At 67.1% G+C, this 23,344-nt stretch carries 19 protein-coding genes; 8 read left to right on the top strand and 11 right to left on the bottom strand.

Going from position 1 to position 23,344, the window contains the following annotated elements; all coding sequences use genetic code 11:
• Positions 1 to 6 precede the first annotated feature (6 nt).
• Together UCD39_RS24870 and sciP are read left to right on the top strand one after the other, a co-directional pair.
• The gene (locus tag UCD39_RS24870) at positions 7 to 723 is read left to right on the top strand and encodes a flagellar hook assembly protein FlgD (protein WP_330498309.1); all 717 of its coding nucleotides are present in this window, start codon (positions 7 to 9) and stop codon (positions 721 to 723) included.
• A 169-nt stretch (positions 724 to 892) separates the two neighbouring features.
• A complete protein-coding gene (gene sciP / locus UCD39_RS24865) occupies positions 893 to 1,231 on the top strand; it encodes a CtrA inhibitor SciP (RefSeq protein ID WP_330498308.1) in 339 nt (112 codons plus the stop codon).
• Between the two features lie 8 nt (positions 1,232 to 1,239).
• On the opposite strand, the gene UCD39_RS24860 is transcribed toward sciP, so the two are convergent.
• The 4 genes from UCD39_RS24860 to UCD39_RS24845 form a co-directional block, all read right to left on the bottom strand.
• Complete coding sequence (locus UCD39_RS24860; protein WP_330498307.1) at positions 1,240 to 2,448, bottom strand: hypothetical protein; 1,209 nt, start codon at positions 2,446 to 2,448, stop codon at positions 1,240 to 1,242.
• Between the two features lie 251 nt (positions 2,449 to 2,699).
• Positions 2,700 to 4,088: a ribosome biogenesis GTPase Der gene (gene der, locus UCD39_RS24855; RefSeq protein WP_145730077.1), complete on the bottom strand. Its 1,389-nt coding sequence runs from the start codon at positions 4,086 to 4,088 to the stop codon at positions 2,700 to 2,702.
• A 12-nt stretch (positions 4,089 to 4,100) separates the two neighbouring features.
• Positions 4,101 to 5,528 (bottom strand): outer membrane protein assembly factor BamB family protein, encoded by a 1,428-nt coding sequence (locus UCD39_RS24850; protein ID WP_246130172.1) that lies wholly within the window; start codon positions 5,526 to 5,528, stop codon positions 4,101 to 4,103.
• Positions 5,525 to 6,181, bottom strand: coding sequence for a tetratricopeptide repeat protein (locus UCD39_RS24845; RefSeq protein ID WP_186455630.1), 657 nt, complete (start codon positions 6,179 to 6,181; stop codon positions 5,525 to 5,527). Before UCD39_RS24845 ends, UCD39_RS24850 begins: the two co-directional genes overlap by 4 nt.
• Before the next feature lie 532 nt (positions 6,182 to 6,713).
• Here UCD39_RS24845 and UCD39_RS24840 point away from each other — a divergent pair.
• On the top strand, positions 6,714 to 9,146 hold the full coding sequence (locus UCD39_RS24840; RefSeq protein ID WP_330498306.1) for a Tex family protein: 2,433 nt from the start codon (positions 6,714 to 6,716) through the stop codon (positions 9,144 to 9,146).
• Between the two features lie 74 nt (positions 9,147 to 9,220).
• Here UCD39_RS24840 and UCD39_RS24835 read toward each other — a convergent pair whose 3' ends face one another.
• Positions 9,221 to 9,778, bottom strand: coding sequence for a hypothetical protein (locus UCD39_RS24835; RefSeq protein WP_330498305.1), 558 nt, complete (start codon positions 9,776 to 9,778; stop codon positions 9,221 to 9,223).
• Between the two features lie 64 nt (positions 9,779 to 9,842).
• Entirely contained in the window at positions 9,843 to 10,445 is a 603-nt protein-coding gene (locus UCD39_RS24830) for a response regulator (protein WP_330498304.1), read from the bottom strand.
• 326 nt (positions 10,446 to 10,771) lie between these two features.
• Here UCD39_RS24830 and UCD39_RS24825 point away from each other — a divergent pair, with 326 nt between their 5' ends.
• The 3 genes from UCD39_RS24825 (at position 10,772) to UCD39_RS24815 (ending at position 12,373) form a co-directional block, all read left to right on the top strand.
• Complete coding sequence (locus UCD39_RS24825) at positions 10,772 to 11,110, top strand: hypothetical protein (protein WP_145730072.1); 339 nt, start codon at positions 10,772 to 10,774, stop codon at positions 11,108 to 11,110.
• Positions 11,111 to 11,223: 113 nt separating this feature from the next.
• Entirely contained in the window at positions 11,224 to 11,541 is a 318-nt protein-coding gene (locus tag UCD39_RS24820; RefSeq protein ID WP_145730071.1) for a hypothetical protein, read from the top strand.
• The gene (locus tag UCD39_RS24815) at positions 11,504 to 12,373 is read left to right on the top strand and encodes a class I SAM-dependent methyltransferase (protein ID WP_330498303.1); all 870 of its coding nucleotides are present in this window, start codon (positions 11,504 to 11,506) and stop codon (positions 12,371 to 12,373) included. Before UCD39_RS24820 ends, UCD39_RS24815 begins: the two co-directional genes overlap by 38 nt.
• Here UCD39_RS24815 and pssA read toward each other — a convergent pair.
• Positions 12,313 to 13,263 (bottom strand): CDP-diacylglycerol--serine O-phosphatidyltransferase, encoded by a 951-nt coding sequence (pssA, locus tag UCD39_RS24810; RefSeq protein ID WP_330498302.1) that lies wholly within the window; start codon positions 13,261 to 13,263, stop codon positions 12,313 to 12,315. The genes UCD39_RS24815 and pssA overlap by 61 nt on opposite strands.
• Positions 13,263 to 13,955: a phosphatidylserine decarboxylase gene (locus tag UCD39_RS24805; protein WP_330498301.1), complete on the bottom strand. Its 693-nt coding sequence runs from the start codon at positions 13,953 to 13,955 to the stop codon at positions 13,263 to 13,265. Before UCD39_RS24805 ends, pssA begins: the two co-directional genes overlap by 1 nt.
• A 335-nt stretch (positions 13,956 to 14,290) precedes the next feature.
• On the opposite strand from UCD39_RS24805, the gene UCD39_RS24800 reads away from it, so the two are divergent.
• Both UCD39_RS24800 and hrpB read left to right on the top strand, forming a co-directional pair.
• Positions 14,291 to 14,713 carry a response regulator gene (locus tag UCD39_RS24800; RefSeq protein WP_322483241.1) on the top strand — a complete coding sequence of 141 codons (423 nt, stop codon included), beginning with the start codon at positions 14,291 to 14,293 and terminating at the stop codon, positions 14,711 to 14,713.
• A gap of 57 nt (positions 14,714 to 14,770) precedes the next feature.
• A complete protein-coding gene (gene hrpB / locus UCD39_RS24795) occupies positions 14,771 to 17,278 on the top strand; it encodes an ATP-dependent helicase HrpB (RefSeq protein WP_330498300.1) in 2,508 nt (835 codons plus the stop codon).
• Between the two features lie 13 nt (positions 17,279 to 17,291).
• On the opposite strand, the gene UCD39_RS24790 is transcribed toward hrpB, so the two are convergent.
• The 3 genes from UCD39_RS24790 to hisE all read right to left on the bottom strand — a co-directional run bounded on the left by UCD39_RS24790 (position 17,292) and on the right by hisE (position 22,317).
• The gene (locus tag UCD39_RS24790; RefSeq protein ID WP_330498299.1) at positions 17,292 to 19,622 is read right to left on the bottom strand and encodes a TonB-dependent receptor; all 2,331 of its coding nucleotides are present in this window, start codon (positions 19,620 to 19,622) and stop codon (positions 17,292 to 17,294) included.
• A gap of 417 nt (positions 19,623 to 20,039) precedes the next feature.
• Positions 20,040 to 21,914 carry an NRAMP family divalent metal transporter gene (locus tag UCD39_RS24785; RefSeq protein WP_330498298.1) on the bottom strand — a complete coding sequence of 625 codons (1,875 nt, stop codon included), beginning with the start codon at positions 21,912 to 21,914 and terminating at the stop codon, positions 20,040 to 20,042.
• Positions 21,915 to 21,918: 4 nt separating this feature from the next.
• A complete protein-coding gene (hisE, locus tag UCD39_RS24780; RefSeq protein WP_330498297.1) occupies positions 21,919 to 22,317 on the bottom strand; it encodes a phosphoribosyl-ATP diphosphatase in 399 nt (132 codons plus the stop codon).
• Positions 22,318 to 23,344 lie beyond the last annotated feature (1,027 nt).

Below are 23,344 nucleotides of genomic sequence, written 5' to 3'. Positions count from 1 at the left end.
AGGATCATGACCACCGGCGTCAGCGGCACCAGCAACAACACCACCACGAACAACACGACCAACAACACGTCGGGCACCGGCTCGTCCAGCGGCAGCTCCACCAAGACCAGCAATCCGCTGAGCGACCTGACGAACAATTACACGACCTTCCTGACGCTGCTGACGACGCAGCTGAGAAACCAGGACCCGACGTCGCCCATGGATACCAACCAGATGACCCAGCAGCTGGTGCAGATGAGCTCGGTCGAACAGCAGATCGAGGCCAACAATCAGCTGAAGGCCATCCAGTCCACCCTGGCCTCCGGCCAGAGCAGCCAGGCGCTGAACTATCTGGGCAAGTATGTGGAGATGGAGGGCGACAAGTTCCCGCTGCAAAACAGCACGGCGAACGTCTCCGTCACCTATGCCAGCGCGGCGGCCAGCGCCACCATGAACGTCTATGACAGCACCGGAAAGCTGGTCAGCACCACCGACGTTTCCGGTGCCGCCGGCACCCACAACTTCTCCTGGAACGGCAAGGACAGCTCTGGCAACACGCTGCCCGACGGCACCTACAGCGTGAAGGTGAGCGCCACGGACAGCAGCGGCAAGGCCGTGGCCACGACGGTGAAGGTGGCGGGCAAGGTCACCGGCGTCGATATGTCCGGCGACACGCCCACCCTGCAGATGGGTGACATGACCGTGAACATGAGCGACGTCACCACCGTGCTGTCCGCTTCCTAAGCGGGCCAAACCTGACCGAAAGTGATAGGGACGTTCAGGTCTTATTAACGCCCCCACCCGTATGGTGATGCGGTCCCTGGTCCAACCCGGGGTCGGTACGCACTGTATGAGGTAAGGGATGTCGGCAGACGAAGCCGGGCGCGGCCCCCGCACGCCGCGGAACGGGGCAATGGCCCACGGTATGGCCGGGACCGCCGGAAACGGCGGCTCCAAGGCTTTGACGCTGGATGACCTTCCGCCGCCGGACACCCAGCGCTGGGTCATGCGCCGCAAGGCACAGGTGGTGGAGGGGGTGCGCAGCGGCCTCCTGACCATGCATGAGGCCTGCGCGCGCTACACGCTGTCGGAGGAGGAATTCCTGTCCTGGCAGCGGTTGATCGAAGCCCACGGCCCCCGCGCCCTGCGCACCACCCGCTTGCAGGACTACCGTCGCACCGACCATCGTCCGGACGAGGCGGATGCCAAAACGCGGCATGGATTGAGTCCAGCCCCAGGGACGCCGGGATAAGGCCGGCGTCAGTCCTTCTTCAGGCTGTCGGCGATCATATGCAGGCCCTGTCCACGCAGGGTCTGCTGGCGTTGGATCAACCGGCGGGTGGCCAGGGCCTGTTCGACCGCCTCTCCCCCAACCATCGCGCCACCCGCGTTCAGCGCCGCGGCCACGCGGGCCAGTTCCTGCGCCTCCCCCTTGGGGTCGTGGCGATTAAGGGGATGTTCGCTGGCCAGTTCGGTGGTCAGCCACTCCACCAGCACCTCGCGCCCCTCCGGTAGGCGCTCATCAGCCAACAGGCGGGCCAGCAGGCCCATGGATGTCGGCACCTTGGTTTCCGCCTCGATGCGCGCGGCGACGGCCGCCGGATCGCGCAAAAGATCGATCAACGCGACCAGAAAATCCGAAAGGGAGCGCTGGTTGCCGAACAGATCCTGAATGACATCGGGGAAGCGCAGCAGGTCGGCGGCGATGCCGCCCAGCATCTCCTGCAACCGCCACGGCGTGTCCGGGGTGGCCAGACGCATCACCTCTTCCAGTTTGCCGCCCAGGGTGCGGATACCGGCCAACCGCACGGTCATGAGGCTGTGGAAGGCGTGGTCGTGCCCCTCGGGGCCCACCAACCGCTCCACCGCCGCGCTCAGCCCGGCGGCGTCGCCGTTCAAGGGGACCGACCATTTCCGGCTGGCCGCCTGGAATTCCCGCGCCTTCTGGGCCACCACGTCCACATAGCGATCCAGGTCCGCGATGCGGGCGCGGGTGTTCTGGCCGGTGATCTTGGATTGGAGCGTCGCCGCCTTGTGCAGGGCCGCCTGCAACATGGCGCCGGTATCCTGCAAGCGGCGCAGGTGGGTGGCGCCGTGCAGCAATTCCGTCGGGCTGATCTGCTGCCGGGTCAGGTAATCCCGTAAAATCAAACCGATGGCGCGGCGGGACTGCGGGCCATACAAGTCTTCGGGCGCGGAACAGAGCGGCGTGCCGTCCGGCGCCTCCCGCAGGATGGAGGGCTTGACCACCTCCGGCGCGGTCTTCTCGAATATCAGGGTGCCGCTGGGAAAGGCGTTCAGGACCGTACGCACAGCCATCACCCGGACGGCCTTCAGTTTCCCCTGGGCAAGGCGGCGATTGGCCTCGGTCACCGCGATTTCCTCGGTGTCACCGATGAAAAGGATGGTCCAGCGGCCCTCTTCCAGGCCCAGCAGCTCAAACTTGCAGCTGCGGAATTTTAAGCCCATGTCCCGATCTTGCCCCTGTCCTGAGCGCGCCCATCTCCTGAGCTTGCTCACGCCCTGGGCTTGCGCCCCAGCCCCAGGCCACGACCCGGCGCCCCCGGAATCGATCCCTAACCACACTATAGGCGATTGGGCCCGCCCCCAGAAGAAAATAGGGAACCCCTTGGCCGGCAGCAAAAAAGGGAAGCGGCGGACCACTTCCCTTTTCCCGGACAGTCATTCCAAGAACTGGTCCCCCGGAACCAGCCTTGGCTTCAATCAAACGGGTTGTCGCTGCCTTTGCGCAACAGGAAGCGCAGCGGCACGGCCGGCAGCTTGAACGTTTCGCGCAGGCCGTTGATCAGATACCGGGTGTAGTGTTCCGGGATTTCGACGGGGCGGCTGCTGAACAGGGCGAAGGTCGGCGGGCGGGCCTTCACCTGGGTCATGTAGCGGATTTTCAGGCGGCGGCCGTCCACCAGGGGCGGTGGGTGCGATTCCAGCATGCCTTGCAGCCAGCGGTTCAGCTGGGCGGTCGGGATGCGGCGGTTCCACAGGCGGTAGACCTCGAACGCCGCGTCCAGCAGGACGTCCAGCTTCTGCTGTTTCAGGGCCGAGATGGTGATGGTGGGGATGCCCCGCGCCTGCGGCAGCGAGGTTTCCAGCCGATCGCTCAACTGCTGCAGGGCCTCGGCGCGGTTGGCCACGGCATCCCACTTGTTGACGGCGATGACCAGGCCGCGGCCTTCCTCGATCACCTGGCGGGCGATGGTCAGGTCCTGCTTGTCCAGGATGGCGTCGGCGTCCAGCACCAGCACCACCACATGCGCCATGCGCACGACACGCAGGGTGTCGGCGACCGCCAGCTTCTCCAGCTTGTCTTCCACGCGGGCGCGGCGACGCAGGCCGGCGGTGTCGACCAGCTTCACCGGCCGGTCACGCCAGCTCCACTCCGCCGCGATGGCGTCGCGGGTCATGCCGGCCTCGGGGCCGGTCAGCACCCGCTCCTCGCCCAGCAGGCTGTTCAGCAGGGTGGACTTGCCCACGTTGGGGCGGCCGACGATGGCCAACTGCAGGGGCTTGGCGTTGTCCCTGGCCTCGGCCGCCTCGTCGTCCAGCGGCTCCTCGGCCTCCGCCTCCTCGTCCTCCGGCTCGTCCGGGGGCAGATAGGGGGTCAGGGCCTCCACCAGGTCGGCCATGCCTTCGCCATGCTCGGCGGACAGCGGGACGGGATCGCCCAGGCCCAGCTCATAGCATTCCATGAGCCCCGGCTTGCCGGCGTTGCCCTCGCACTTGTTGGCCACCAGGATGATGGGGGTCTTGCCCTTGCGCAGCCAGGCGGCAAAGTGGCGGTCCAGGGGGGTGATGCCGGCCCGCGCGTCCACGATGAACAGGCCGACGTCGGCCCGTTCGATGGCGCGCTCCGTCTGGCGGCGCATACGCGCCTCCAGACTGTCGTCGAACGCTTCTTCCAGGCCGGCGGTGTCCACCACCGTCAGCTCGATGCCGGCCAGATGGCCGTCAGCGGAACGCCAATCCCGGGTGACCCCGGGGGTATCGTCGACAATGGCCAGCTTCTTACCGGCAAGTCGATTGAACAGAGTCGACTTGCCGACATTGGGCCGGCCGATGATCGCGACCGTCAAGCGGCGGGGACTCGCCATAACTAAAACGCCTTATCGATACGCGAAGAGGTCGCCGGCGTCCGTCAGCACAAACAGGGTGTTGTTGACCGCAATAGGGGCAACGCTGATCGGGTCGTCGAACTCAATCTTGTTGAGGATGTCGCCGTTGGCGGGCGACGCTTCCACAACCTGCCCCAGGCTGTTGGCCATAATCAAGCGTCCACCGGCTGCAATAGGACCAACCCAGTTAATCGGATCCTTGCGCTTCTCCGGATTCTCCCAGCGTTCCAACTGCTTGATCCAGCGGACCCGGCCGGTGTCGCGCGTCAGCGCCACCAGCTGGGCCTCGTTGTTCACGACGAAAACCCAGTCGCCGACCACGGCCGGTTGATTCTGGCCGCCCACGTCCTGTTCCCAGACGTGCTGGCCGGTGCGCTGGTCGATGGCGACCATGCGGCCGGAATAGCTGATGGCGTAGACCTGGCCGCGATCCACCACGGGCAGGCCCTTGATGTCCGCCAGGTTGGCCAGGTTGGCGCCCCGGCGCGAGGACGCGAGGTTGTCGCTCCACGCCGGATGGCCGTTGTCCACGCGCAGGGCGTACAGCTCACCCGAGGAATAGGGGATGATGGTGATGTCGTTCTCGACCGCGGCGCTGGCGCCGCCCAGCAGGGCCGCCGGCTCGGGGAAACCGGCATGCGTCCATTGCAGCACGCGGTTGTTGGACGCCAGGACGATGCACTGGTTGTCGATGGTCACGACGAACACGCGGCCGCCCGCGACCGTGGGGCCGGAACGGATGGGGGCGGCGATACGCTGCCGCCAGGCGACCTTGCCATCCTTGGGGTCGACCTTGATGGCCTCACCATAGCCGGTGGTGACGAACACCGCGCCGTCGCCCACCGCGACGCCGCCGCCCATCGCGGAACCTTCCTGGTCCGGCCGCTTCATCTCACTGTCCCAAATCTTCTTGCCGGTGGCCTCATCGAAGGCATGCAGCACGAAGTCGGTGTCCAGCAGATAGACCTTGCCGTCCGAAACCACCGGACCATCCAGCAGACGATTGTCGCTGGACGACCCCTCGACACTGGCCTTCCAAACCTCCTTCAAGGTCTTGGGCAGGCTGACGTGGCCCGGGTTATGGGCGGCGTTGCCACCGGGCTGGGTCCAGTCGGTGTTGGTCACGGCGTCGGGCAGCGTGACCTGCTTGGACTGGGCCTGGCTGTCCGGCTCGATCTGCTGGTCCAGCTGCAGCACCGAGATGCGGTTGCCGGCCAGCTTTTCCTTGGGCTTGCTGTCATCGCCGAAGCCCAGCCAATCGAACATGCCGCAGCCGGTCAGCAGCGTGCAGGCCACCAGCGCGCTGCTGAGACCGATGGCGCGGCGGACGCGCATGGGCCGGGCCGCCGAGGGGCCCCCGGCGGCGAAGGCGGAGGCCACGGTGGAGATCAGGCCGGTGACGGCGTTCTTGTCGGTCATTTCTGCTCGGCGTAGAGGGCGGCGAGATCGGCGGCGCGGGCGCGGACACCCTGGGGTGCGGCCGGGTCGGCGGACAGGGACTGGAAAATCTCCCTGGCCTTGGCCAGGTCGTTGGCACGCAGGTACAGCAAACCGGACAGTTCCTGCGCGGTGTAACGCCAGGGGCCCTTGGTCAGGCCCGAGATGCGCGACTGCAGCTGCGCCGGGTTGCCGGTGTCCACCTGCTGCATCACGGCCAGGATCTGGGCCAGGTCGCGGAACAGGGGATCATTGTCGGCACTGCCGGCGATCTGGTCATAAATGGCGATGGCGCCGGCGGCGTCGCCGCTGGCGGCCTTCAGCCCCGCCTCTTGCAAGCGGGCCAGCGTGGCCGGCGCGCCGCCCAACTGGGGCGTCACGGCCGCCAGCGCGGCCAGCGCATCCTTGACGTTGCCGCCATCAAGGGCGGGGGCCACCTTCTCCGTCGCGGAGATCAGAGCGCTGGTGCGCTCGATCGCCTGCTGGGTGCGGTGCTGGTTCCAGGCCACGTAGCCGGCCGTGCCGGCCAGGATGGCAACAGCCCCCACCAGCAGGTAAGGCCCGACCTGGCGCCACAGTTTTTCCAGTCGTTCGCGGCGAAGGTCGTCATCGACCTCGCGGAAAATATCGCTCATCAGCTCACTCTTCGACACCGAGGCCGGCACCATAACAGCAATCCGCGCCGATACCAGAGGGGCGCGTGACGGTCAAGGAAAGTCCGGATCGATTGTCCCCCAATCCCCCTGCCCGCCGTCCCCGAAAACGGCGACATCGCCCCGCCAATCATGGCCGGGCGGGCAGCATAGATTAAATCAGCCGACCTTGGCACGGGCGGAGAGGCCATTTCCTATCGGTCGGTCGCTTTTGCCGCGCAAAATAAACCGCTGCTGTGGATAAGTCTGTGGAGCGTGGCAGGGAAAACCATTGCATCCCTGTCCAAAAGACAGAGCCGGCGCCCTGCCGCACCCCAGCTATAGAGCCACCCGCCCGTAAAACGCCAGGAATGGTGCCACCGTCCCTGTCCCGATTCCCCTGCCCGAAAGGTGGATAATCCCACCCCAAGGAAATAGACGAAGCAAAGACTGGCGGTCCCCGCCGCGTCGCGGTAATGAGCCTGGGCCCCATCCCGGGCCATTGCCTTGCCACCACGCGTGATCCATAGCCGCCATGACTGACACCGCGCGCCGCATCGTCGGCCTCATCGCCACCGAACTGTCCGCCCGCCCCGAACAGGTGGCGGCGGCGGTCGCACTGCTGGACGAAGGCTCGACCGTGCCCTTCATCGCCCGCTACCGCAAGGAAGCGACGGGCGGCCTGGACGACACCCAGCTGCGCACCCTGGACGAGCGCCTGCGCTATCTGCGCGAGATGGAGGAACGGCGGGCCACCATCCTCAAGTCCATCGAGGAACAGGGCAAGCTGACGCCCGAGTTGCAGACCCAGATCGCCACCGCCGACACCAAGACGCGGCTGGAAGACCTGTACCTGCCCTACAAGCCCAAGCGCCGCACCAAGGCGATGATCGCCCGTGAGGCGGGCCTGGAGCCCTTGGCCGACCTGCTGCTGACGGCCCCGTCGCAGGAGCCGGAGGCCGCCGCCCAGACCTATATCGACGCCGAGAAAGGCGTGGCCGACACCAAGGCCGCTCTGGACGGCGCCCGCGCCATCCTGGTCGAGCGCATGGGCGAAAACGCGGAGCTGCTGGGCTTCCTGCGCGGCTATTGCCAGGAACACGGCCGCCTCGTCTCCACCGTCGTCGAGGGCAAGGCCGAGGAGGGCGCCAAGTTCTCCGACTATTTCGACAAGGCCGAGCCCCTGGCCAACCTGCCATCGCACCGCGCCCTGGCCCTGTTCCGGGGCCGCGCCGGCGGCATCCTGGACCTGGCCATGAAGGTGGGTGAGGATCCGACACCCGGCCAGCAGCATCCGTGTGAAGTCGCCATCGCCAACCGATTCGGCATCCAGGACCAGGGCCGCCCGGCCGACCGCTGGCTGCTGGACACCTGCCGCTGGGCCTGGCGCACCAAGATCGCCCTACACCTGGAACTGGACCTGATGGGCACGGTGCGCGACCGGGCGGAGGATGAGGCCATCGCCGTCTTCGGCCGCAACCTGAAGGGCCTGCTGCTGGCCCCGCCCGCCGGCCAGCGCGCCACGCTGGGCCTGGATCCCGGCATCCGCACGGGCGTGAAGGTGGCCGTGGTGGACGCCACCGGCAAGCTGCTGGAAACCACCACCATCTACCCGCACGAGCCACGCCGCGACTGGGCCGGGTCCATCGCCACGCTGGCGGCCCTGGCCGGCCGCCATGACGTCGGGCTGATTGCCATCGGCAACGGCACGGCCTCCCGCGAGACGGACAAGCTGGCGGCCGACATGATGGCCCAGTTCCCGCAGTTGAAGCTGACCAAGATCATGGTCTCGGAGGCCGGCGCCTCGGTCTATTCGGCATCCGAAGTGGCGGCCAAGGAGTTCCCCAACCTGGACGTCAGCCTGCGCGGCGCCGTGTCCATCGCGCGCCGTCTGCAGGACCCCCTGGCCGAGCTGGTGAAGATCGACCCCAAATCCATCGGTGTCGGGCAGTACCAGCATGACGTCAGCCCGACCAAGCTGGCCCGCACCTTGGACGCCGTCGTCGAGGATTGCGTGAACGGCGTGGGCGTGGACCTCAACACCGCCTCGGTGCCCCTGCTGGCCCGCGTGTCGGGCCTGAGCGACAGCATCGCCCGCAACATCGTGGAGCACCGCGACACCCACGGCGCCTTCCGCAACCGCCGCCAGCTGCTGGACGTGTCGCGCCTGGGCCCCAAGGCCTTCGAACAGGCGGCGGGCTTCCTGCGCATCCGCGACGGGGACAACGCGCTGGACGGTTCAGCCGTGCACCCCGAATCCTACACCGTGGTGGAACGCATCATGGCCAAGACGGGGCGCACCCTGTCGACCTTGATCGGTGACGTGCCCTTCCTGCGGTCGCTGGACCCGGCGGACTATGCCGATGATCGTTTCGGTGTCCCAACGGTCGAGGATATCCTTAAGGAACTGGAAAAGCCTGGCCGCGACCCCCGTCCCGAATTCAAGACCGCCGCCTTCAAGGAGGGCGTGGAGGAACTGAAGGACCTGCAGCCCGGCATGGTGCTGGAAGGCGTGGTCACCAACGTCACCGCCTTTGGCGCCTTCGTCGACGTGGGCGTGCACCAGGATGGCCTGGTCCACATCAGCCAGCTGGCCGGCAAGTTCGTGAAGGACCCGCACGCCGTCGTCACCGCCGGCGACATCGTCAAGGTCAAGGTGCTGGAGGTGGACCTGAAGCGCCGCCGTGTCGCCCTGACCATGCGGCTGGAGGAGCAGGCGGCGCGTCCGGCCGGCAACGGCCCCCGCCAGGACGACGCCCGCCCTGGCAACCGTGGCGACGGCCGCGGCCCCGGCGCCAACCGTCCCCAGGGTAACCGTCCCGCCGGCGAGCGCCCCCAGGATGGTCACAAGGCCGGTGATCGTAAGCCGGGCGGCGGCAAGCCCCAGGAGTCGCGCGGCGGCAGCTTCGGCAACGCCTTCGGCGGCGCCCTGGCCGACGCCTTCGCCCGCGCTCGGAAAGACAAGTAAGAGGGGAAGAACGGCCCCCGGCGGCATGAGCCCGACGCTCATGCCGCTGTCGGGTGCTGGCGCCCAAGGGGGCCTTAACGCTTGTGGATCATCTTGGCGCGGGCCAGGGCCAGGGACTTGGTCAAGGCCTGCCCCAGTTCACCGCCATCCCCCTTGATATCGTCGCGCACCACGACGTGCATGGCATCGATATGCAGGCCCACTACCGTCAGCAAGGCGTCGGTGGGGCTTTCCAGGTCGACCAAGAACTGGTTCATGGAATTGGCGAAATCCGACAGCAGATTGTAGCCGAAGGTGCGGCCCAGGGTCATGATGCCGTCGGAAATCTTGTAAACCTTGCGCAGGTGCCGGACGCGATTTTCCGGGTCGCGCTTCGCCTGTTCAAACGCTGCCTGCAGGCTGGTCAGGTCGATGCGGGTCTGGGCCTGGTGCGCCTTCGCCATGCGGGCCACGTGGTTGTTGGCCCGCTCGATGGCCGCGGGGTCGATCTGCCCAGGCTTGCCGTCCGTCCCGCCCACCTTGGCGCGCAGCTTGTTCGGCAGCTCGATGATCTCCACCACCCGGGTTCCTTTACCCGGCAGTGGACCCGGCAGCGGCTTTCCAGGCGCTTCCTTGTCGGACTTGTCCGTCATACCCGTCCCTCCTCTAAGGGATCACAACTGTCCAGCACATGGTCCGCCGGCTTCATCATTGGTCTTAATCCACTGTTTCCGTCAGGCCTTCCGCCGTGCCATCGGCGGAGACCTCCCCGGCCGCCACTTCCGGAACGGCCTGGCCCACGGGCGGCAACGCCTCCTCCCGCGATTCCTCCAGCGTGACCCGCTGGCCAGCCATGACGCGGCGGTCTTCGCCATTATAGGGCAAGGTTTGGCGCCGGCGGTCCGGGCCCATGTAACCGGGCGCGCGAATGAAAGGCCTGGGCTTGTCGACGATGGCCAGCAGCCGTGACGCGACATTGGCCACCGACATGGGTTTGGCCAGGTATTCGGTCACCCCGCTGTCGCGCGCCAGGAACACGGCCTTGTCATCAGCCTCGCCGCTCATCATGACAAAAGGGATGAACTTCAGCTTCTCATGCTCATGGGCGCGCACCCACCGCAGCAATTCCAATCCATCGACCGGCGACATAAGGTGGTCGGCGAAGACGATGTCGATATCGCTGGCGCCCTGCATCTGGGTCGACACATCCAGGATGGCGGTCGCCTCCTCCCCGCTTTCGGCTTGCAGCACGCGGCCTATCCCCAAGCCTCGCAGCACCCCGACCAGGATGGTGCGCACGAAGCGGTTGTCATCGGCCACCAGAACGCTCAATCCGTCCAAGCGGTAATATTTTCCGGACTTTGCTGATGCCATAACGCCTGATGCCAGCCGGCCCCCTCGATACAGGGCAGTGTAGCCCCTTCCGTGCTGGGACGCGCGAATTAAAGCGGCGAAACCAGGCATCGCCCCCGGCGACAACCGTCACCCTATCCCGTTGCGCACCCGCCCCGCCGTATTGCCGCCAGGGGTTCGCACGCAGTTAACGGTTTGGTGACAAGCGCCGCTTTAAGGTTCCCCATCCCCGGACGGAGCGCCCCTGTGGCGAACCATTCCCCAGGGGAGGTGTTGAAAGGAGCGCCAGTCCCATGTCCCGGCCTATCCCCCATAACAATCTCATCGAACGCACGTCGGTCCTGACCTACACGCTGATGGAGCAGTTGCACGATGTGCTGAACACGCCCAGCGCGCCCGACGACGTGACGCTGGGCATGCTGATGGGGCTGTCCATGTTCCTGGATGATCAGATCGGCCCTTTCCGCATGACACAGCTGCTGCAAGCCGCCCCCGACATCATCCTGCGCACCGACGCCCATGTGACGCGGGAGCAGATCGACCGTTTCCTGCCGGTCCTGCGCGCCTTCGGCGACAAGCTGGCAGCACTGACGCCCGACCACTTCGCCGAGGCCACGACCAGCCTGTCGTGACCCGCGGCCGCAATCGCGGCCTTTTCACCGGACGGTGCCAGGCTTATCTGTAAAGGGTCACCGCCCCCGTCAACCGCCGCCATCCCATCCGCGGCCGCCATGGTTGAACGCACATGCTGTCGCAGTTGGACAACGCCCACCCCGCCCTGTTCCTGGTCTTCGCCTGCGTCGCCGTGCTGGCCGCCGCCGGCCTCAGCGTCGGCTACGTATGGCGGCGCCTGGGACGCTTGGCCGTGCGCCAATCCAACCTGGCGCGTACCGCGTCCGACCACCTGACCCGCCTGCAAGGCGACCTGACCGATTTGGCGGGCCAAGTGCAGCGGTTGGGTGAGTTCAATCAGCGACTGGCCGAAGAAGTGGACATGCTGCGCCATCGCCTGGCCGATGGCGGGTATGAGCCTCAGGACCACCACCCCCGGGTCCTGCATTGAGCGGCGGCGGCAGGACCGCCGGCGTCCCCCCGTTCGGGAACACGAGATACGCCGCTGGCATGAAAGCGGCCACGCCTGGGACCGCTGGGCCGACGCCATGGCCGACCCCGCCGCCCGGCTGAACGGACCTCTGCTCGCGGCCCTGGACCTCCGCCCCCATCACATCCTGCTGGACCTCGCCAGCGGCGCCGGCGAACCGGCGATCACCGCCGCGAAGGGCATGGGCCCCACCGGCCGCGTGCTGGCCAGCGACCTGGTGCCCGCCATGCTGGCCGGCGCCCGCCGGCGTGGCGTCGGCGTCGACGCCTTGTCCTTCATGACAGCTGACATGACGGCCCTGCCCCTGGGCAGCGCCAGCGTGGACCGCGTCAGTTGCCGCTTTGGCCTGATGTTCGTGCCGGACGCCGCGCGCGCCGTGGCGGAGATGCACCGGACCTTGCGGCCCGGCGGCGTCGCGGCGGCGTTGTGCTGGGGGCCGCGAGCCGACAACACCCTGTTCCGGCTGGTCGATGATGCGTTGGGGGGAATGCCCGAACTGACGGTGCTGTTCCGCTTCGCGGAGGACGGGAGCCTGGCCCGCCTGTTCCAGGCCGCCGGCTTCGACGCCGTGTCGGAAACACCCGTGCGTCAGACGGCGTTGGCCGATACGGCCAAGCCGTTCTGGCGCCCCACCCTGGACATGGCCTTCGCCCCCGCCCTGGCCCGACTGGCGAAGGAAGACCGCGCGGCGCTGGAGGATCGCATCGCCGCCAGCGTGCGGGCGCAGGCGGATCAGGACGGGCGGGTGCCCGTCCATCTCCATGCCCGGCTTCTGGTGGCCCGGAAGACCTGATCAGGCGGGCGGCTGTTCCGCCTGTGCCGCCTGTGGCCCCTCCGCCACCGCTTCGGCCGCGGGGGCGTCCTCCCCCCCACCAAGGACTCGGCCTGATCCATCAGGCGCCGATACTGGCGCACGCTGAACGGCAGGGTGACAAGATACCCCACGCCCAGGATCAGCAGGGTGGTCCAGGGGGCGCTGACCACGCCCGCCGCCAGCAGAACCAAGCCTAGGAAGACGAAGACGACATAGCGCGGGTGGATGCGCAGGCCCTTGAGCGAAAAAGTCGGGATGGCGCTGATCATCAGCGCGGCCATGCCCACGGTCCAGATCACGACGAAGACCGGATGGCCCACCACCGTGCGTCCCAGTTCGAAACTGGCGACGATGGGCAACAGGGCCAAACCGGCGCCGGCCGGGGCCGGCACGCCGGTGAAATAATTATAGGCCCAGACCGGCTTTTGCGCGGCGGAGCCCAGGGCGGTGTTGAACCGCGCCAAGCGCAGGGCGGCACAGGCGCCGAACAGTAGACAGGCGATCCAGCCAAAGCTGCGCGCCTCGTTCAGCCCCCACATGTACAGGATCATGGCCGGCGCCACGCCGAAGCTGACCACGTCGGACAGGCTGTCCAGTTCCGCGCCGAACTTGCTCTGGGCGTTCAGCAAACGGGCAATTCGGCCGTCCAGCGCGTCCAGGACGGCGGCCACCACGATGGCGACGACCGCATGTTCCCAGCGCTGGTCCGTGGCGAAGCGGATGCCCGTCATGCCGGCCGACAGCGCCAGCACGGTCAGCATGTTGGGCAGAAGCTTGTTGATGGTGAGGCCGCCCAGGCGGGGCGGCCGGATGGCCCGGCGCCGCCGCCCCAGCGTGCCCCCGCCCAGGGCCGGGGGACGCTGTACCATCAGCGCACCACACCCTGACGCTGCGGCTCGACGCTGGTCAGGTCGGCCAGGATGGTTTCGCCGCCCAGCGCCTTCTGCCCGACGACCACCAAGGGCTGAACCCCATCCGGCAGGTAGATGTCGGTGCGGCTGCCGAAGCGGATGAGGCCATAGCGCTCCCCGGTCGACACCACCTGCCCCGGCTTCAAGGTGGAGATGATGCGGCGGGCCACCAGGCCGGCGATCTGGACGAAGGCGATCTCACGGCCATCGGGCATGGCCAAGCGGATGCTCATACGCTCGTTCAGGTCGCTGGCCTTGTCCAGGGCGGCGTTCAGGAACTTGCCCGGATGGTATTCGGCCCGCGTCACCGTGCCCTCGATGGGGGTGCGGTTGATGTGCACGTTGAACACGTTCAGGAAAATGCTGACGCGGGTCATCGGCGCCGGGCCCATGCCCAGTTCGGGCGGCGGCACGGCCTGGGTGATCATCTGCACCACGCCGTCGGCCGGGCTGACCATCAGGCCGGGACGGGTGGGCACCACGCGGTCGGGGTCGCGGAAGAAATAGGCGCACCATGCCGTCAGGATCACCCCGATCCAGCCCAGGAAGGTGGAAAGCCAGAACAGGATGAGGGTCGCCACGGCGAAAGCCAGGATGAACGGCCAGCCGGCGCGGTTGATCGGCACGATGACGGTGCTGAGAGCGGACATTTGCACTTTCCGAAGACGGGCCCACGCGGGAGGGGCCCAAGGAGGACGGTCGATCCCTTAGTGTAGACACCCCCGCCCCGGATTTTAAGTGCCATTCCATGTCGTTCGGGTCGACTGCAATGGACCGGGCCTGTTCAAGGCCATTTTTCGCGCTACCCCTTGTTAGGGGCAGCGGCCCAATGACCCACCCAGCGAACTATAACGGGTTGCCTACCAGGCTCTTCCGCAAGGGCGGATACCCTTTCGGTTCGTTTTGAGGAAAAATGTAGTCACTGTGGGTCGGCCTCTGGCAACGGCGCGCCCTATGTACTTCGCGACGTTGACAGGTTGAAGCCGTGCGTGCCGAACAGACAATCGATCGGGAATTGACGCAGCGGTCCTCCACGGCCCGTCGCCCCCGGTATCGCATCGTGGTGGTGGAGGATGAGGCGCTCATCGCCCTCGGCCTTGAGCAAATCCTCTTGCTCCAGGGGCATGAGGTTTGCGCCGTGGCGTCCTCGGTGGACGAGGCGGTCGATGCCGTGGACCGCCACCGCCCCGATTTGGTGTTGATGGACGTCATGCTGCGCGGCGGCGGCGATGGCGTTGAGGCGGCGGATCGCATCTGGAAGCGCTTCGGCATCCGCAGCCTGTTTACCAGTGCGGTCGACGCCAACATCCTGCGCAGCCGGGCCCCTTCCGTTTCCCTGGGCTTCATCACCAAGCCCTATCGCCCCGAGGATTTCCAGCGGAGCCTGGGCGCCCTGAGCCTCGCCTGACGGCCTGACCAACCGTAGGGACTGGCAGAGCTTGCGGCCGCGCGGTATGACGGCGCCATGCCGCCCCTGCCCCAAACCGCCCTTCCCATCGACGCCGTGCTGCCGGACCTGTTGCGGTTCCTGGCCGACACGCCCAATGCCGTGCTGCAGGCGGCCCCGGGCGCCGGCAAGACCACACGCGTCCCCCTGGCCCTGCTGGACCAGCCCTGGCTGGCCGGCCGGAAGATCATCATGCTGGAACCCCGGCGCCTGGCCGCCCGGGCCGCCGCCAAGCGCATGGCCGACACTCTGGGCGAGGCCGTGGGCGAGACGGTGGGTTACCGGGTCCGCCTGGACACCCGCGTGGGCCCGCGCACCCGCATCGAGGTGGTGACCGGAGGCCTTTTCCTGCGCCAGTTGCAGGGCGATCCGTCGCTGGACGGCATCGGCGCGGTGCTGTTCGACGAGTTCCATGAACGCAGCCTGGACGCCGACCTGGCGCTGGCCTTCTGCCTGCAAGCCCAGGGGCTGCTGCGCGAGGATCTGCGCCTGCTGGTCATGTCCGCCACCCTGGACGGGGCCGCCGTGGCCACACTCCTGGCCAACGGGGGACAGGACGCGGCTCCCATGGTGACCAGCGAGGGCCGCGCCTATCCGGTCGAAACGCGCTGGGTGGAACCGGCGCCCACCGACCGGCTGGAAACGGCGGTGGCGCGGGTGGTCAAGCGGGCGCTGGGCGACGAGCCGGGCAGCGCCCTGGTCTTCCTGCCCGGGACCGGGGAAATCCGGCGCACGGAAAAGGCCCTGGCCGACCTCGGCCTGCCCTGCGATGCCGTGGTGGCGCCCCTGTATGGCGACCTGGCGCTGGACCAGCAGGAGGCCGCCATTCGTCCAGCGCCGGCGGGCCACCGCAAGGTGGTGCTGGCCACGGCCATCGCCGAAACCAGCCTGACCATCGACGGCATCCGCATCGTGGTCGACGCCGGCCAGGCCCGCCTGGGCCGCTTCGACCCCGGCAGCGGTATGAACCGACTGGAAACCGCCCGCGTCTCCCGCGCGTCGGCCGACCAGCGCCGGGGCCGTGCCGGCCGTCTGGAGCCGGGCGTCTGCTATCGCCTGTGGAGCGAGCAGGCGGACCGCGCGCTGGTCCCCTACGCCCCACCGGAAATCCTGCGCGCCGACCTGGCGCCCCTGGCGTTGGAGCTGGCGGCCTGGGGTGTCGATGACGTGAGCGCCCTGCCCTGGCTGGACCTGCCGCCGGCGGCGCCCCTGGCCCAGGCCCGCACCTTGCTGGGCCAACTGGGTGCCCTCGGCGCCGACGGCAAGATCACCCCCCACGGCCGTCGCATGGCGGCGCTGGGTATGCATCCGCGCCTGGCCCACATGGTGCTGGCGGGCATGGATTTGGGAATGGGGGCCGCCGCCGCCCATCTGGCGGCCCTGCTGGAGGAGCGCGACCCCCTGCGCGGCATTTCCCGCGACGCTGACCTGCGCCGCAGGCTGGACCTGCTGTCCGGCCAGGAGAGCGGCATGGCCGACCGCAACGCCTTGCGCCAAATCCGGGAAAGCGCCCGCCAGACCATGCGCCAGCTGCGCATCACCGACCGCGGCTTCACCGGCGAGGATGCCGGCCGTCTTCTGGCGCTGGCCTATCCCGACCGGCTGGCGCAGAAGCGTCCCGGCGGCCAAGGGCAATACCGCCTGGCCAACGGCAAGGGCGCGGCGCTGGATACCGCCGACGCCCTGTCGCGCCAGGACTGGCTGGCGGTCGGCGACCTGGACGGCGACACGCGCGAAGCCCGCATCTACCTGGCGGCCCCCATCACCCGGGAGGAGATCGAGGAGGTCTACGCCGACCGCATCGTGACGGAAGAGCTGGTGAGCTGGGACGGGCGGGAGCAAGCCGTGCTGGCCCGCCGCCGCCGCCGGCTGTTCGGCCTGGTGCTGAAGGACGAGGCGTTGAGCCAACCCTCGGCCGAGGCCGTGGCCGCCGCCATGATGGCCGGCATCCGCGAGATGGGCCTGGCGGCCCTGCCCTGGACCAAGGCGCTGGAGGCGTGGCGGGAACGCGTGCGCTTCCTGCACCGTTCCGGCGGCCAGGATGTCTGGCCCGACCTGTCGGACGAGGCGTTGCTGGCCACTCTGGAGACTTGGCTGGCCCCTTATCTGGCGGGCATCAGCCGCGCCGGCCACCTGCCGCGCCTGGACCTGCACAGCGCGCTGACCGGCATGCTGGATTGGCCGCAGGGCCAGGAGCTGGAGCGCCAGGCGCCCACCCATATCGACGTGCCCAGCGGGTCGCGCCTGCCCATCGACTATTCCGGCGAGATCCCCACCCTGGCGGTGCGCCTGCAGGAGCTGTTCGGCCTGGCCCAGACGCCGACAGTCGCGGGCGTCCCCGTGCTGCTGCACCTGTTGTCCCCCGCCCACCGGCCCATCCAGGTCACCCGCGACCTGGCCTCCTTCTGGGCCAACACCTATCGGGACGTGAAGAAGGATCTGGCGGGGCGCTACCCCCGCCATTACTGGCCCGACAACCCGCTGGAGGCGGAACCGACGGCCCGGGCCAAGCGGCGCGGGACGTGACGGAGCGCACGGTTCAGTATTTCGTCGTGACGGTGAACAGGTACTGCCGCGGCGCCGACCGCATGAACGTCTGGTAATCGCCGGACACGGAGTAACCGCCAATGCCCACGGAACCGATGTTGTGCCGGTCCGTCAGGTTGTTGACGCTGAGACGGAAAGTCAGGTCCGGCAGGGTGTTCCCCTGGGGAAGATGATAGGCCACGTAGGCGTTCATCTCCCAATAATCCGGGACATGGATGTCGTTGGTGTAGGTGAACGGGTTGTCCAGATAGACGGTGCTGGTGACGCCGGTTTCAAACCCGTCGTACCGCGCCGTGACCTGGGTGATCAGGGACACGCCGGGATAGCCCGGTTGATAATGGCCCTTCAGCGGACTGGTGCCGTCCGGCATCGTCAGGTCGGACTCATAGCGCAGCTTGCTGACCGACACCGACTGGGACAGTGTCAGCCACGACGCCGGTTTGGCGCTAACGGTCGCGTCCCCGCCCACCAGGCTGGACCGGGACACGATGCCAACGGTGCGCACGGGATTGAACTGCGGCCCGCTGGTACCGTTCAGCAAACGGTCGAGGACGATACCGTAATAGGCATCGACGGTCAGGCTGAGGTCGCCAAAGTCATGATAGGCGCCGACGGTGAAGTTCCAGTCCCGCTCCGGCTTCAGCATGGCGCGCGCGGCGTCGAAAATGTCCTGGCTGTCCGCCGCCCAGGCGGAGGACACGGGGCCGATGTTGCCGCGTGATGAGACGCGGTAACCGATCATGGTTTCCCCGATATCGGCGTAGAGCGAGGTATCGGGGTTCGGACGCCAATCGGCCGATAGGTGCGGCAGGAAGGAATCGCGGGCGCTCAACGTTCCGTTCGGCGCCTGGTCGGGGCCGATGCCGCCGCCGCTGGTCGTGAAATCCACGGCCTTGAAGCCGCCCTTGATCGTCAGCGTCTCTGTCGGCTTGTACACGTCCTGCACATACACCTGCCGGGAATCGGTGCTCCAGCGGGAGTCGTTCGCGGTCTGGAAGGCGGGGCCGTAGGTGTCATAGGGCCCGATGGCCTTCAGCGGGGCGCCCTGCCCCGGCAGGGGCTGATTATACCAGGCGAATTGGGAGGTGGACGTCGCGCGCTCGATCCACAGCCCGGTGGAAAGGGTGTGCGCGCCCCAGTCATAGGACAGGGTGGCGGTGCCTCCGAAACGTTGGGGCCGGGTCCGCCAAACCTGCGAAGAGAACGGGGCGCCGGTCTGAGACGGGGTGGTGACATCCGAGATTTCGATGTTGGAGTCGCTGACGGCGCCATAGGCCATGACGCTGCCTGACAGCGCGTCCGACAGGCGGAAATCGTGCGTCAGGTTGCCGACGAAATCGTCCGTGGCCTGCCCGGTGTCATAGGGGACGAGGGATGCCAGTTCACCGCAGGTGTAGGCCCCGCATGATGCGTTGGCATTCTGGGGGGACGCCACATAGACCGCCCGTGCGTAGCTGGGATAAAGGATGTCGGTCCCGTTCCAGCCAAGCTTGGACAACATATCGAACGACGTATTGTTGTATCCCCAGATCTCCGCGCGGGAGTAGGAGAAGAACGCGGTAAAATCGCCCCATGGCACGTCCTGAACCACCTTGGCGTTAGCGTGCAGCATGTATTGCGTGCCCGCATCCGTGTATTTGTCCTTGGAAATCCGCTCGACGCCCAGCAGGACGCGGGGGCCGTTGTCCCCGATCCGCCCAGTCTGCCCGGTGACGCTGGTGACCAGGGTGTCGTTGCTGCCATAGCCTTGGGTCACGCTCAGCGACGGCTTGGTATCGGGGTCGATCAGCGCATAGCGCATTTCACCGCCATTCACCGAGTTCGAGAACGTGTCCACGCCGGCGGCCCCGGGGGCGACCTTGATGCTGCCGATATCATCCGTCACGCCGATGTTCAGCGGCGCCGTCCCGGTGACGCTGCCATAGCTGCCGTCATTGAGCGGAATGCCCTCGAAGGTGATCGCCAGCTCGTTCTGACGGAACCCCCGGACCAACAGGAAGCCGTCCGAGAGGTCCAGGCCATAGGCGTCGGTCGAGGTGAAAGTCACCCCGGGCAGGTTCTTCACCAGGGCCAGGGCACTGGTGCCGGCCATGGCGTCGGCCCAGTCGTTGCTGTTCAGCACGAACTGGTTGGGGGCCACCGGCACGACGGTGCCATCGGTAACGCTTCCGCGCCGGCCGACGATGACGATCTCCATCTCCTCGACCGGCGCATCCCCGGACGCGGTCTCCGCCGAGGCGCCATCGCCCCGGGAAGCGGTGATCGGTCCCTGAGCCAGGGCCGGCGAAGAAAAGGCGCCAAGAATAAGGGCAAGCGCGGACACCCGAAGGCTGCCCGCCATACCTGGAACGGGGGCAAGCCCGTCCCGGGCGGGCGACGTCCCCGGTGGCGACACGCGGGGATGGTGAAAAAGTTCACAGAGGGTCATGATGTTCCATTCCGGCCACGCGGAAAGACGCCCTTCCCCAATATTCGAAGGGCGCTCCGTCTATTTTGTTTGTTTTGGAAATTTCAGCTGAATACTGAGAGATCCTCAGTATTTCCTATCGCGAACGCCTGCTGGTTCCCTGCCGCTCAACCCATGCGTGGATCGCTTGGTAGCGGCGGTCGACCCAGTCCAGGCCGAGCCGCTTGAGACGCCCTTTCGGAAGGACGGAAAGGAGGAAGGATTCAACCTGCCAGAGCGCCCAGAGTTGAAGGCGGAGCCGCAGTGGCAGGGCATGGTGGGGGTGGGGACAGGTCATTTGAGTACCCTTCCCTCGCCCTCGCGGGCCTCACTCCCACCGGGCGCGGGGGAAACGGACAGCCCGTGCGATGCAACAGCGGTCGTCGTCCCCGTCGGATGCCACAGGGCACCGATCTGTGGAATGGGGGCGTCCAATCCGATGGCCGTCTCCAGGATTTTCAGGAAAATCAGGGCGACGGCGATGAAGAGATAGCCCCGCAGCACCCCCATCCACAGCCGGGTCATCCCGGTCATCTTGGGCGGCGGCAGCTGGTCCAGCGGCGGCATCCGCCATGTCCGGCGCCGGGCCGGCGCCATTACCTGAAAGCGCCGATCATCATCATTGCCGATCAGGTCGTTCCGCCCGACATGGCGCCGCACATGGGGCGCCAGCGCGACCAGACCAACCAGCCCCAGCATGATGCCGCCGATGAGGATCTTCAGGATGACGAGGGCACCGATGTCCGGGAAGATGGTGGCCACAGTCAAGATGATCGACAGCAGCACCAGGACCCAGATCACCAGGCCCGTGAACAGATTGCGCCGCGTTCCGTTGCACCAGGGCCCCAATACCGCCCTGTCATTGCACAGCAGGAGCAGGAAAACGGTCGCGCTGGGAAGAAGCACACCCGCCAGGGCCTGCACGGCGTTGGTCAGGAAGCCCAGGAAGGCATCGCTGGAAAACGCCACCAGCACGGCCGCGACGGCAATGAGCGCGCCATACGCCATATAGAACCCGGTGGCATCGGTGATCTTGCGGTGCAGGGAATGGCGAACCCGGAGGACATCGGCGATGGCGTAGGATGACGCCAGGGAAACCGCGGCGGCACCGATGAGGCAGGCATCCAGCAGCGCGATGGCGAAGAAGGCCGCCGGAACGGGCCCGACATAGTCGCGCAACGCGACGAGGACACCGCCCGTGTCCGAGAAATGGCCGAACTCGGGCTTGCCGGCGAACAATGCCGCGCAAAACGCCATCATGGCGACGGCACCAATGATGACCAGCCCTATCCCGATCCAGAGGTCGACCTTGGCATAGGTGCTGAACGCGGGCGTGATGCGCTTGTCGATGATATAGCTTTGCTGGAAGAACAGCTGCCAGGGCGCGATGGTCGTGCCGACGATGGCGATGATCAGCAGCATGACCGCCGCCATGTCCGAATGGGCCGGCCACTGCGGCACGAACAGGCCGCGGGCGATGTCCCCGACGGGGGGATGCACGGCGAAAAGCACAGGCAGTAGGAGAAGACTGCCGGCCACCAGGAACAGGGCGAAGCGCTCAAACCGCTTGAAGCTGCCCGTGCTGACGGCGCCGATAATGAGCACGGACGCGGCGATGAGGCCGGGAATCTTCGGCAGGCCGAAATAGCGCAGCACGAAAGTGATGCCGATGAACTCGGTGACGATGGTCAGCGCGTTCAGCAGCACCAGGTCGATGATGCTGAACGCGCCCCAGAATTTGCCGAAACGGTCGAAGATCAGGCGGGCATGGCCGACGCCCGTCACCGCCCCCAGCCGCGCCACCATCTCCTGGTTCACGTACAGCACGGGAATCAGCAGGATCAGCGTCCATAGCAGGGTAAGGCCATAGTTCTGGCCGGCCTGGGTGTAGGTGCCGAAGGCGCCCGCGTCGTTGTCGCCGACCATAACGATCAGCCCCGGACCGATGATGGCCAACAGGGTGAGCAGCCGCGCCCGCCATGTTTTGCGGACGGCGGTGTCACCGCGCCGGATCGTGCCGAACGCGCCCTGGATGTCGCCGATGTGGGCGGCGTCCAGCACCGCCGGCGCACTCGACGCTAACTCGATCTGCTCCAGCGCGGTGGGGGAGTGGTCGGAAAAATCCGAGGCCTTGTGGCCGGGCTCGCGGCGGGGGATGCGGTGGTCCATGCTCTCAGACCTCCCCCACGACACACGGCCGCTTGGGCAGCTTTTCGGCCAGGCCGAAGGCATCCGCGCGGCGGCGCATTTCGGCCCCGACATCCTCCGGTCGGATGTCCAGGGCGTGCCACAGGACCACGAGATTGTAGAGAAGGTCGGCGCTTTCGCGGACCGTCGCATCGGGACGCTTGCGCACCCCCTCCAGCGCCACTTCCGCGGCCTCCTCCACAACCTTCTGGGAGATCTTGCGCAAACCAGCCCGCAAGAGCTGGGCGGTGCGGGGATTGTTCGCGGGCGACACATGGTCCAGGGCGCCATATAACCGCGCCACTTCATCGGCCACGGCAGGCGCGCAACAGGGCACGGCGACGCTTTCGGCGCGTGCCGACAATAATACTACCGAGGAGTTCATGATTTCATTCCTGAGACCACCCCCGGCGGGGGGGTGGACGTGGCCAGCGGCGCGCACGGCCACACGCCTCAACGGGCATGTTCCCCATGAGTCGACAACCGGCGGCGGGCCCCGTCGTGATGGCCTCTGATCAGGCGGATTTCGGGTATGGAAGCGCGGGGGCGGGGCCACTCAACGGCGGCCCCGCCCCGGCCATCAACCACGCGGTGGGGCTCCGCGCGGGGATGTCTCAGCCCTGGGCCTGGGGCCCCCAGTCGGAAACGGGCCGGCCATTCGGCCCCAGTTTCCAGCGCAGGCGGAGTTTCGGCCGCTGGCACTGAAAGCCAGTCGGCGCCAGAGAGTGCGCCAGCGCCAGGGGCGCAAACGGACGGGCGGACGCGGTGGACGCCCGGCGGGCGTCAAAGTCGAGAAAAGCGGCCATGGCCACCTCCATGAGGTCAAGCGGTTGCTCGAACCCGGGCGGCCTGGCGAAACAAGGTCAGCGTCGACGCGCTGGCGCTGCTACGGTGACAGGACGGACCCCGGGACGATCCACCCCTGTGAAGTGCCGACGGCAGGCGGCGTGCGCCTACTATCGCCCTCCAGGGGTTCGGTGCTAGATCGCGGGTTCATGTGATCCCTTACGGTGCAGGACAGCCCCAGCCCGGAGAGGCTGGAACACGCGGCGTCGGCCCTATGACCATCGCGGCGCCCCAAAGTCTTAATTAATTCATCGCGTATATTACAAGTATACGCGGGTATGAAGGGTCAAGGGCGCATCATACCTCCACAGAAGAAAGGACGCTTTTTTAAAGGGTTAGCACCCATGGTCCTATTCGATGCCGTACAGCGCGCTGGTCGCGGGCGAGGGTTGCTTTTACCTCATGCGTCTGAGCGCGCGCCCTCCGGCATCGCCTGCAGTAGCATCGTACATATCGTTGAGGAGCGCATGCGAGCCAAAATGCCCCCCCTACCGAACAGCGCCCCCCACAGAGCGCCTTCTGGAACACCAAGAAGAGCAATGGCCTAGGGTCGACCATCGTCCCTA

It is taken from the genome of Nitrospirillum karajorum (assembly GCF_036348415.1).
Taxonomy (GTDB): Bacteria; Pseudomonadota; Alphaproteobacteria; order Azospirillales; family Azospirillaceae; genus Nitrospirillum; species Nitrospirillum amazonense_B.
The sequence above is the reverse complement of the archived record's forward strand: the minus strand, read 5'-3'. Positions and strand labels throughout refer to the sequence as shown.